The sequence below is a fragment of the Kitasatospora sp. NPDC051914 genome, assembly GCF_040680995.1.
Lineage (GTDB): Bacteria > Actinomycetota > Actinomycetes > Streptomycetales > Streptomycetaceae > Kitasatospora.
The window spans coordinates 20,889-30,673 of sequence record NZ_JBFAXX010000080.1; the positions used below are offsets into that span (position 1 = coordinate 20,889).

Annotated in this window: 7 protein-coding genes; 2 read left to right on the plus strand and 5 right to left on the minus strand. The window is 73.7% G+C overall.

Annotated features, from left to right (window positions below):
- Positions 1-224: 224 nt before the first annotated feature.
- From AB0M03_RS34830 to AB0M03_RS34845, 4 genes are all read right to left on the minus strand, one after another.
- Positions 225-1,133 (minus strand): TetR family transcriptional regulator, encoded by a 909-nt coding sequence (locus tag AB0M03_RS34830; RefSeq protein ID WP_363499427.1) that lies wholly within the window; start codon positions 1,131-1,133, stop codon positions 225-227.
- 282 nt (positions 1,134-1,415) lie between these two features.
- Positions 1,416-3,191 carry a 3-hydroxybutyryl-CoA dehydrogenase gene (locus AB0M03_RS34835; RefSeq protein WP_363499429.1) on the minus strand — a complete coding sequence of 592 codons (1,776 nt, stop codon included), beginning with the start codon at positions 3,189-3,191 and terminating at the stop codon, positions 1,416-1,418.
- A gap of 464 nt (positions 3,192-3,655) precedes the next feature.
- Positions 3,656-5,155 (minus strand): MFS transporter, encoded by a 1,500-nt coding sequence (locus AB0M03_RS34840; RefSeq protein WP_363499431.1) that lies wholly within the window; start codon positions 5,153-5,155, stop codon positions 3,656-3,658.
- Between the two features lie 40 nt (positions 5,156-5,195).
- On the minus strand, positions 5,196-5,837 hold the full coding sequence (locus tag AB0M03_RS34845; protein ID WP_363499433.1) for a TetR/AcrR family transcriptional regulator: 642 nt from the start codon (positions 5,835-5,837) through the stop codon (positions 5,196-5,198).
- 196 nt (positions 5,838-6,033) lie between these two features.
- Between AB0M03_RS34845 and AB0M03_RS34850 the strand changes: the two genes are divergently transcribed.
- Entirely contained in the window at positions 6,034-7,359 is a 1,326-nt protein-coding gene (locus AB0M03_RS34850; protein WP_363499435.1) for a glutamine synthetase family protein, read from the plus strand.
- A 3-nt stretch (positions 7,360-7,362) separates the two neighbouring features.
- Positions 7,363-8,439: an amidohydrolase family protein gene (locus AB0M03_RS34855; RefSeq protein WP_363499436.1), complete on the plus strand. Its 1,077-nt coding sequence runs from the start codon at positions 7,363-7,365 to the stop codon at positions 8,437-8,439.
- 74 nt (positions 8,440-8,513) lie between these two features.
- Here AB0M03_RS34855 and AB0M03_RS34860 read toward each other — a convergent pair.
- The coding region (locus AB0M03_RS34860) for a cellulase family glycosylhydrolase (RefSeq protein WP_363499437.1) at positions 8,514-9,785 on the minus strand (1,272 nt) is incomplete at its 5' end.

The following is a 9,785-nucleotide window of genomic DNA, read 5'->3' on the forward strand; positions in this document are numbered from 1 at the left end:
GTGGGGACGCCGGACACGGCGCGCCGAGGTGGGGAGCCGCGGCGCCGCGACTGGTGGGTAACAAGGTAATGGCACCCTGTGCCACTCGTAAAGACACCGGGTGTCATCAGTTCGAGTGATGTGGATCGCTGTCCGGGCCGGCCGGACGCACCACGCGAAGAGGCCCGCCCCGGATGGCCGGGACGGGCCTCGAAAACCGCTTCCACCTGCGAAAAAGCCTGTAATCAGGCCGTTCTGGCGTCACCCAGGGCGGACTTGATCGAGTCCAGGACGAGGTCCAGCGGGGCGTCGGTGCGGGCCACTGTGATGAGGACCTCACCTCCGGGGCTGGCACTGAGGGCGCTCACCGCGGCGGCCTCCAGGGCTGAACCGGTGTCACCTGTGGCACCCGGTGCCACAAGAGTGCCACGGCGTCGCACCCCGGTCGGAGCGGTCGCCCAGAAGGTGCCCCTGATGACCTCGAAGGAGTGGTCCAGCTGTGCCTCCACGTCGCCGTGCCCGCCCGCCCGCAGCCAGCGCCGCAGCACGTGGTTGTGGGCCGCGACCACGGCCGCCGCCGACACCTCGGCCAGCATCGAGTCGTCGTCCCCGCCGCGCTGCCAGCCCGGCGGGATCTGCTCGGCCGCGTCGAAGCGCCCCAGCAGGTAGCGGGTGAACAGCCGCTCGTACCGGGCCACCACCGCGATCTCGCGCTCCCGCAGCGCCGGCACCTGGCGGATCAGCTGGTAGCGCGCCACCGAGACGCCCGGCGTGGAGGCGTACATCCGCAGCACCTCCTTGATGCCGCGGCAGACCACGTCCAGCGGGTGCTCGTCCGGCTCGGCGCTGGCCAGCAGGTCGGCCACCCGGACGAGGGTGTCGTCGTGGTCCGGGAAGATCGCCTCTTCCTTGGAGCGGAAGTAGCGGAAGAACGTCCGCCGCGCCACGCCCGCCTCGGCGGCGATCTGATCGACCGTCGTCTCCTCGTACCCCTGGTTGGCGAACAGGTCCATGGCCGCCGCCGCCAGCTCCTGGCGCATCTGCCGGCGCTGCGCCGCGGCACGCCTGCCGCCCGGGCCGGGCTCGGCGGGGCGGGCGCCGTCCACCGGCTCGCGGGGCGGCTGGGGCTGCGCGGTTGACTGTTCCCGATCCATGCCCGGAACGCTACACGTCCCGGGCGCCGCTCCGGCCGGCCGCGCCCTGCGGACGGGCGCCACCGGCGGCACGGCCGCGGGCCGGGGCCAGCGGGGCGGCACCGCGCTCTGGTTCCACGCCGGCCGGCCGGCCGGTGCGACGTTGCTCCGAGGCAGTCTGCCTCCGGGCTCGGTGTTCATCTGCGACTCCTTGCAGCTCGGCGGCCGATCGTGTCCGTGATGTGCGGGGAGGGCCGCCCCCCCGCGGGCCGCGGCGGGCCGGCGGGGGACGGCCCCGGTGCGTCAGCGCCGCGCGTGGTCGCGGAAGCCGCGGCCGGTCTTGCGGCCCAGGCAGCCCGCCGCGACCAGGTGCTCCAGCAGCGGCGCGGCCGCCAGGCCGGGCTCGCGGAACTCCTGGTGCAGCACCTGCTCGATGGTCAGCGAGACGTCCAGGCCGACCACGTCCAGCAGCTCGAACGGCCCCATCGGGTAGCCGCAGCCGAGCTTCATCGCGGTGTCGATGTCGTCCACCGTCGCGTAGTGCTCCTGCAGCATCCGCACCGCGTCGTTCAGGTACGGGAAGAGCAGGGCGTTGACGATGAAGCCGGCCCGGTCGCCGCACTCCACCGCGTGCTTCTTCACCTTCGCGCACAGCTCCAGCACGGTGGAGGTGACGTCCGGCGCGGTGAGCACGGTGGAGACCACCTCGACCAGCTTCATGGCCGGCGCCGGATTGAAGAAGTGCATGCCGATCACGTCCTGCGGCCGCGAGGTCGCGGTCGCGCAGCTGATCACCGGCAGGCTGGAGGTGGTGGTCGCGAGCACCGCGCCCGGCTTCACGATCTTGTCGAGGGTGGCGAACAGCTCGCGCTTGATCTCCAGGTCCTCGGCGACCGCCTCGACCACCAGGTCGACGCCGGCCAGGTCCGCGTAGCTGCCGGTCGGGGTGACCAGCGCCAGCACGGCGTCCCGCTGCTCCGCGCTGAGCCGGCCCCGGGAGACCGAACGCTCCAGCGACTTCTCCAGCTGCGCCTTGGCGCGGTCCGCCTTCTCCTGGCTGCGGGCCGCCAGCAGCACCGGCAGGCCGGCCTTGGCGAACACCTCGACGATGCCGGTCGCCATGGTGCCCGAGCCGCAGACGCCGATGCTCGCGACGGTCCGGCCCGCGACCCGGGTGCCGGCCGCGGCCGAGGCCTCGGCGACCACCCGGGAGGACCCGGGCGCCTCGTAGCTGTAGAAGCCGCGGCCGGACTTGCGGCCGAGCAGGCCCGCCGCCGTCAGCTGGCCGAGGATCGGTGCCGGGGCGTGCAGGCGGTCCTTGGACTGCTCGTACATCGCCTCCAGCACGGTGCGGGCGGTGTCGACGCCGATCAGGTCGAGCAGGGCGAGCGGGCCCATCGGCAGGCCGCAGCCGAGCCGCATCGCGGCGTCGATGTCCTCGCGGGTGGCGTACCGCGACTCGAACATCGCGGCGGCCTGGTTGAGGTAGGCGAAGAGCAGGCCGTTGACGATGAAGCCGGCCCGGTCGCCGGCCGCGACCGGCTCCTTGCCCAGGTCGCGGGCGAAGGCGGCGGCGTCCTCGGCGGCCTGCGGGGAGGTCAGCACCGTGCGGACGACCTCGACCAGCTTCATGGTGTGCACCGGGTTGAAGAAGTGCAGGCCGAGCACGCGCTCCGGGCGGGCGGTGGCGGCGGCGATCCGGGTCACCGACAGGGCGGTGGTACCGGTCGCCAGCACCGTCTCCGGCGGGCAGATGCGGTCCAGCTCGGCGAAGACCTCCCGCTTCAGCTCCAGCTGCTCGGGCACCTCCTCGATCACCAGGTCGGCGCCGGCCGCGGCGTCGAGCCGGTCGCCGACCGAGATCAGGGCGAGCAGCGCGGTGCGCTCCTCGGCGGTCATCCGCTCGCGCCGGACCGCGTTGGCGGTGGTCTCCTCGATCCGGGCCAGCGCCCGGCCCGCCGCGTCGGCGTCGGCCTCGATACCGAGCACCCGGCGGCCGCTCTTCGCGACGGCGACGGCGACGCCGGCACCCATGGTGCCGAGGCCGACCACGGCGACAGTGGGGAAGGGACGCTCCATTGTCCTGACTCCTTGTCATGGGCCCGTGCCGCGCTCCGGCGCAGCCGGGCGCTCGGCGGCGAGCGGCGGCAGGGTGCGCTGGAGGAGGGTGCGGCGGCACGGGAGTGCGGGAAGGCGGGGACGGCCCCGCGGAGCACGGACCGGTCCGCTCCGGTCGTGCCGCGGGTGTGCCGAAGTGCTCAGGCGCGCTGACGAAAGGGACAGGCGGCGCTGAACCGATGCAGGGAGAAGAGACGGCCGCTGGGGCCGGAGACCACGCACCGGGGCAGCCGCGTGATGCCGCGGCGCCGACCACGCCGGTGCGGCTCCCGAGGCCCGGCGCTGGTACGTGCGGGTCACTGTAGCGGAGTTACCGTCCAGTAGGAAGAGTGCCGCGCGGCACGTCCCCGGCCGGGCCGGCCGGGGCGGAAACGCGCAGCGGCCCGCCGGGAGAACCCGGCGGGCCGCTGCGGCGGTGGGGGAGGTCAGTGCGCCATCACGGGGACGGCGTCCTCCTTGGCCGCGCCCTCGGCGGTCGCGTGCATCTCGGGGCGACCGGTGTTGATCAGGACCGCGGCGATTGCGGCGGCCAGCACCAGGATGCCGAACGACCACCAGATCGCGGTCGAGAAGCCGTGCACCATGCCCTGCAGCTGGAGCAGCTGCTGCGGCGCGCCGTCCTTGGCGTGCGAGGTCAGGTACGCGGTGGTGGCGCTGGCCGCGATGGTGTTCAGCAGCGCGGTGCCGATGGCGCCGCCGACCTGCTGGGAGGTGTTGACCATGGCCGAGGCGACACCGGCGTCGCGCGGCTCGACGCCGTGCGTGGCCAGGCTCATCGCCGGCATGAACGCGGTGCCCATGCCGAGGCCCATCAGGATCAGGCCGGGCAGGATCAGCGCCGGGTAGGAGCTGTTCACGTCGATCTGGGTGAGGATCAGCATGCCCAGCGAGGCGACCAGGAAGCCGGGCACCATCAGGTAGCGCGGCGGGACGCGGGTCATCAGCCGGGCACCGATCTGGGTGGAGCCGGTGATCATGCCCGCCACCATCGGCAGGAAGGCCAGGCCGCTGGTGACCGGGCTGTAGCCGAGCACCACCTGCAGGTAGTAGGTGAGGAAGAGGAACAGGCCGAACATGCCGATCACGGCGAGGCCGAGCGACAGGTAGACACCGCCGCGGTTGCGCTCGGTGACCACGCGCAGCGGCAGCAGCGGCGCGGAGACCTTGCTCTCCACCACGGCGAACGCGGCGAGCAGCACGGCGGCGGCGACGAACAGGCCGACGGTGATGCCGGAGCTCCAGCCGTCCGACTCGGCGCGGGTGAACGCGTACACCAGGGCGACCAGGCCGGAGGTGACCAGCAGCACGCCGGGGATGTCCAGCTTGTTGCGGTTGCGGCTGCCGACCGGCTCGCGGATCACCAGCACGGCGCCGAGGATCGCGACGACCGCGAACGGGATGTTGACGTAGAAGGTCCAGCGCCAGTTCAGGTACTCGGTGAGCAGGCCGCCGAGGATCAGGCCGATGGCACCGCCACCGCCGGCGATGGCGCCGTAGATGCCGAACGCCTTGGCGCGCTCCTTCGCCTCGGTGAACATCACCGCGAGCAGCGACAGGGCGGCCGGGGCGAGCAGGGCGCCGAAGACGCCCTGGAGGGCGCGGGCGCCGAGCAGCATCGGGGTGTTGACGGCCGCGCCGCCGAGCGCCGAGGCCAGGGCGAAGCCGGTGAGGCCGATGGTGAAGGTCCGCTTGCGGCCCCACAGGTCGGCGATCCGGCCGCCGAACAGGAGCAGGCCGCCGAAGGCCAGCGCGTAGGCGGTGATCACCCACTGGCGGTTGCCGTCGGAGATGCCGAGGTCGTGCTGCGCGGACGGCAGCGCGATGTTCACGACGGTCGCGTCGAGGACGACCATCAGCTGGGCCAGGCCGATGAAGGCGAGTGCCTTCCATCGGCGCGGATCGGCCTGGAGGCCGGTTTCGGACATGGGGGTACCCACTAACGTGCGTTGCGTGCGGTCGGGTCGGTCAGTCGGCGCGCTTGAGGTCCTCGAAGGACGCGGCGCGGCCGGGAAGTACGGAGGTCGCCGGGGCTCGCAGGCCGTCCAGGAAGACCTGCAGGTGGCGATGGACGAACGCGTCGAGGTCGATGCATCCGGTGCCCGGGAGCGGGCGGGTCAGCTGGGTGACGCCGAGGAAGTAGTCGCCGACGCCGATGTCGGCGCGCAGCTGCCCGCTCGCGTGGGCGCGCGCGATCAGCTCGGTCGCGGCGGCCTTCAGCCGCAGCCGCGCCCCTTCCAGTTCGGGGTCGTCGTGGTCGATGTGGTCGGAGACCATCGGGCAGAGCGCGCCGATGCGCTCGTCCGCGGCGGCGTGCGTGAACCGGGTGAGGCCCTCGAAGGCGTCCGGCTCCGCGAGTCCGGCCTCCGCGTGCTCCAGCACCCTGGTCAGCACCGAGAGGGTCACGTGGTGGAGCAGTTCGCGCCGGTCGGAGAAGTTGCGGTAGAGCGTGGCGTTGCCGACCCCGGCCCGGCGGGCGATCTCGTCGAGCGGCGCCTCCGCGCCGTGCTCCACGATCGCCTCGCGGGCGGCGGTGATGATCCGCGCGCGGTTGCGGCTGGCGTCCGCGCGGAGCCGCTGGCCGGCCGGCTTGGTGCTGACGGTCGTCATCGGACTCCCTTCCCTTCCGGGGACTCGTTCCCCGTTTGTGCGGACACGGGGTTAAACGGGGAGTCGGTCCCCGGAAATTCCCCTTCCGATGTGACCCCCATCACGCCAGTCGCAGATGGCCGATTTCACCCTCCCGGGCGGCTCCCACCGCGGGGCGTTCCCCCACCCCGGGCGCCGGGGACGGCAGCATGGGCCCATGGGCAGCGCGCAGACCAGGGCCGGGCAGGCGGAACGGGCCGAGGAGGCAGCCGCGGAACTCGCCGCGGCCGGTGTGGACGCCGTCGCACTCGGCTGGGTCGACAACGCCGGCATCACCCGGGCCAAGGCCGTTCCCGTGGCCCGGCTGCCGCACGCCGTCCGGCACGGCATCGGCGCCTCGCCCTGCTTCGACTCCTTCCTGGTCGACGACTCGATGGCCCCCGGCGGCGGCCCGGTCGGCGACCTCCGGCTCGTCCCCGACCTCGACGGCCTGGTGCCGCTCGCCGCCCAGCCCGGCTGGGCCTGGGCCCCGGTCGACCGACGGACCCAGGACGGCGCCCCCCACCCCGGCTGCCAGCGCTGGTTCGCCCGCCGCACCGAGCAGGTGCTCGCCGCCCGCGGGCTCGCCGCCCGCGCGGGCTTCGAGATCGAATGGGTCGTCGACCGCCCCGGCGAGCCCGAGGACGGCGCCGCCTACGGCATGGACCGGCTGATCGACCGCTCCGACTACCTCCGCGACGTGCTGCGCGCCCTCACCGAGCAGCACCTCGCCGTCCTGCAGATCCACCCCGAGTACACACCCGGCCAGTTCGAGGTCTCCGTCGCCGCGGACTCGCCCGTCCGCGCGGCCGACACCTCCCTCCTGGTGCGGCAGACCGTCCGGGCCGTCTCCGCACGCCACGGACTGCGCGTCTCCTTCGCCCCGGTGGTGGCGCCCGACGGCGTCGGCAACGGCTGCCACCTGCACCTCAGCCTCTGGCAGGACGGGCACAACCTGCACGCCGGCGGCCCCGGCCCGCACGGCCTCACCGAGCAGGCGGAAGCCTTCCTCGCCGGCGTCCTGGAGGAACTGCCCGCACTGCTGGTGCTCGGCGCACCCGCACCGTCCTCCCCGCTGCGCCTCGTCCCCGGCCGCTGGGCCGGGCCCTACCGCTGCTGGGGCCTCGAGAACCGGGAGGCCGCCCTGCGGCTGATCACCGGCTCCGCGCCGGATCAGGCCAACGCCGAGGTGAAGTGCTTCGACGCGGCCGCCAACCCCTACCTCGCGGTCGGCGGGGTGCTCGCCGCGGGGCTCGCCGGGATCGACGCCGGCCTCCGGCTGCCGCCCGAGGTGCCGGACGACCCGGCCCGCAGCCACGGCGTCGAACGGCTGCCGCACGGCCAGACCGCCGCACTGGCCGCCTTCCGGGCCTGCGCGCCGCTGCGGGCGGCGATGGGGGAGGAGCTCTACCGCGCGGTGCTCGACGTCCGCGGCGCCGAGGCCGCCCTGTTCCGCGAACGCAGCCCGGAGGAGACCGTGGCGGCGACCCGGTGGAGGTACTGACCGGTGCTGGTCGACCACCACTGCCACAGCGTCGTCGCCGAGGAACTGGACGAGGCGGCCTTCGCCGCGCTGATCACCGAGTCCGACCGGCCGCCCGCCGCCGGCACCTCGCCCTTCGACAGCGCGATCGGGCTCGCCGTCCGCCGCTGGTGCCCACCGCTGCTGGGGCTCGCCGCGCTCGCCGGGGCCGATGCGTACCTGGAGGCCCGCCGGGCCGTCGGTGCCGACGCGGCCACCGCCCGGATGCTCGCCGCGGCCGGCCTCACCGACCTGCTGGTGGACACCGGGCTGACCGAGGCCCGCGGCCGGCCGCTGCTGCCGCCGGCCGAACTGGCCGCCCTGGCCGGCGCCCGGCTGCACGAGGTCGTCCGGCTGGAATCGGTGGCCGCCGCCGTCCGGGCGCCCGCGCCGACGTGGCCGGAAGCGGTCGCCGAGGCCCTGGCCGAGGCCTGCGCCGGGGCGGTCGCGGTGAAGTCGGTGCTCGCCTACCGCGCGGGGCTCGACATCCCCGGCGGCCCGCCCGACCGCTCCGAGGTGGTGCGCGCCGCCGGCGCCCGGACGGACGGGCGGATCACCGACCCGGTGCTGCTGCGGCACCTGCTCTGGTCGGCGGTCGGGCTCGGGCTGCCGATCCAGCTGCACACCGGCTTCGGCGACCCGGACCTGCGGCTGCACCGGGCCGACCCGGCACTGCTGGTGGACTTCGTCCGGGCGGTGGAGCCGGACGGCGTGCCGCTGGTGCTGCTGCACGGCTACCCCTACCACCGGCAGGCCGCCTGGCTGGCCCAGGCCTTCCCCCATGTGTACGCGGACGTCGGGCTGACCCTCTCCCACACCGGGCCGCGGGCCGCCGCGGTGCTCGGCGAGGTGCTCGAACTGGCGCCGTTCGGCAAGGTGTTGTTCTCCACCGACGCCTACGGGCTGCCCGAGCTGTACCCGGTGGGCACTGCACAGTTCCAGCGCGCACTCGGCACGGTGCTGGACGACTGGCGAGCAGCCGGGGACTGCACCGCAGAGGACGCACTGCAGATCGGCGCAGCCCTCGGCCACGGCAACGCCCGCCGGCTCTACGGAATCTGAAGGGGCGATTCCAAGGGTTGCCGGGCGACCACTCAGGAGCGCGCGGGAGGTGCCCCCCACGCGCCCCCGCGGCATCAGCCGATCGCGCGGAAGTGGTCCCGCAGGCCGATGCCGAAGTCGGTCGGGGTGCCGTCGTAGTTGCTGATCAGCGACGGGCCCGAGCCGCAGTCCCAGGTGTTCCAGGTCCAGCCCAGGTAGCCGAGCTTCCGGGCGTCGAACCAGGCCATCACCTGGTCGACGAAGTCGTGGCTGCAGGTGTTCTCGCCGATCTCACCGGCGACCAGCGGGACCTTGGCGGCCACCTGCTCCAGGGTGGAGGCCCAGCAGGTGCTGCTGGAGCAGGTGTTGAAGTTGTACACGTGCCAGGCCGCGGCGAGGTTGCCGGTCGGGTCGGTGGGCCTGTACGTCAGCCACTGGCCGAGGTCGTTGGAGTAGGCCACGCCGCCGAGCAGGATGACGTTCTTCGCACCGGTCGCCCGGACGGTGTCCACCAGCTTCTGGAAGCCGCTGACCTCGTACGGGATGCCGGGGCAGGCGCTGCCGCCGTCCCGCCAGCACAGCCAGCCCTGGGTGGTGGAGGACTCGGAGCGGTCTGGGTAAGGCTCGTTGAACAGGTCGAAGACGACCTGGTCGGTGCCCTTGAAGGTGTCCGCCACCGAGCTCCAGAACGGCACCGCGTTGGCGCCGGGCATCGGCTTCTGGCAGGTGGCGTTGACGTCCGAGCAGCCGGAGGAGTAGCCGGTGTACTGGCCGCGGCTCCAGTGCATCTCGACGATCGGGGTGAGACCGGCGTTCAGCAGTGATTCGACCCAACCCTTGATCGCGGCACGGTAGTTGGCGCCGGCGTACTCGGGCTTGACGTTGCCGGTGCCGATCCAGCAGTCCTCGTTGAGCGGGATGCGGACGGCGTTGGCGTGCCAGCTCTTGATCGCTGCGATGGCGGCGGCGTCCACCGGGCCGTCGAAGAAGCCGTAGCCCTGGACGCACATGAACTCGGTGCCCGAGCGGTTGACGCCGTGCAGGGTGACCGGCGTGCCGGCCTCGTTCACCAGGGAGGTGCCCGACACGTGGAGGGCCGGGGCGCCGCTGCTGCCGGTCGGCGAGGCGGAGGCGCTGGGGGAGGTGCTGGGGGAGGCCGAGCTGCTCGGCGAGGCCGAGGCCGAGGCGGAGACCGAGGGGCTGGGGGTGGGGGACGGCGGGGCGGTGGGGCCGCTGCCGGTGCAGGCGAGGCCGTTCAGCGCGAACGAGGTGGGCGCCGCATTGGTGCCGCTGTACGAGAAGTTGGCCCCGGCGGTCACCGACTGGCCGGCGCCGATGGTGGCGGCCCAGGCCGGGTTGGTGACGGT

Bases quoted from the DNA above. Each gene is read 5' to 3' on its own strand.
- AB0M03_RS34835 (WP_363499429.1), bottom strand. From the start codon at position 3,191: ATGGAGCGTCCCTTCCCCACTGTCGCCGTGGTCGGCCTCGGCACCATG.
- AB0M03_RS34850 (WP_363499435.1), top strand. From the start codon at position 6,034: ATGGGCAGCGCGCAGACCAGGGCCGGGCAGGCGGAACGGGCCGAGGAG.
- AB0M03_RS34845 (WP_363499433.1), bottom strand. From the start codon at position 5,837: ATGACGACCGTCAGCACCAAGCCGGCCGGCCAGCGGCTCCGCGCGGAC.
- AB0M03_RS34840 (WP_363499431.1), bottom strand. From the start codon at position 5,155: ATGTCCGAAACCGGCCTCCAGGCCGATCCGCGCCGATGGAAGGCACTC.
- AB0M03_RS34830 (WP_363499427.1), bottom strand. From the start codon at position 1,133: ATGGATCGGGAACAGTCAACCGCGCAGCCCCAGCCGCCCCGCGAGCCG.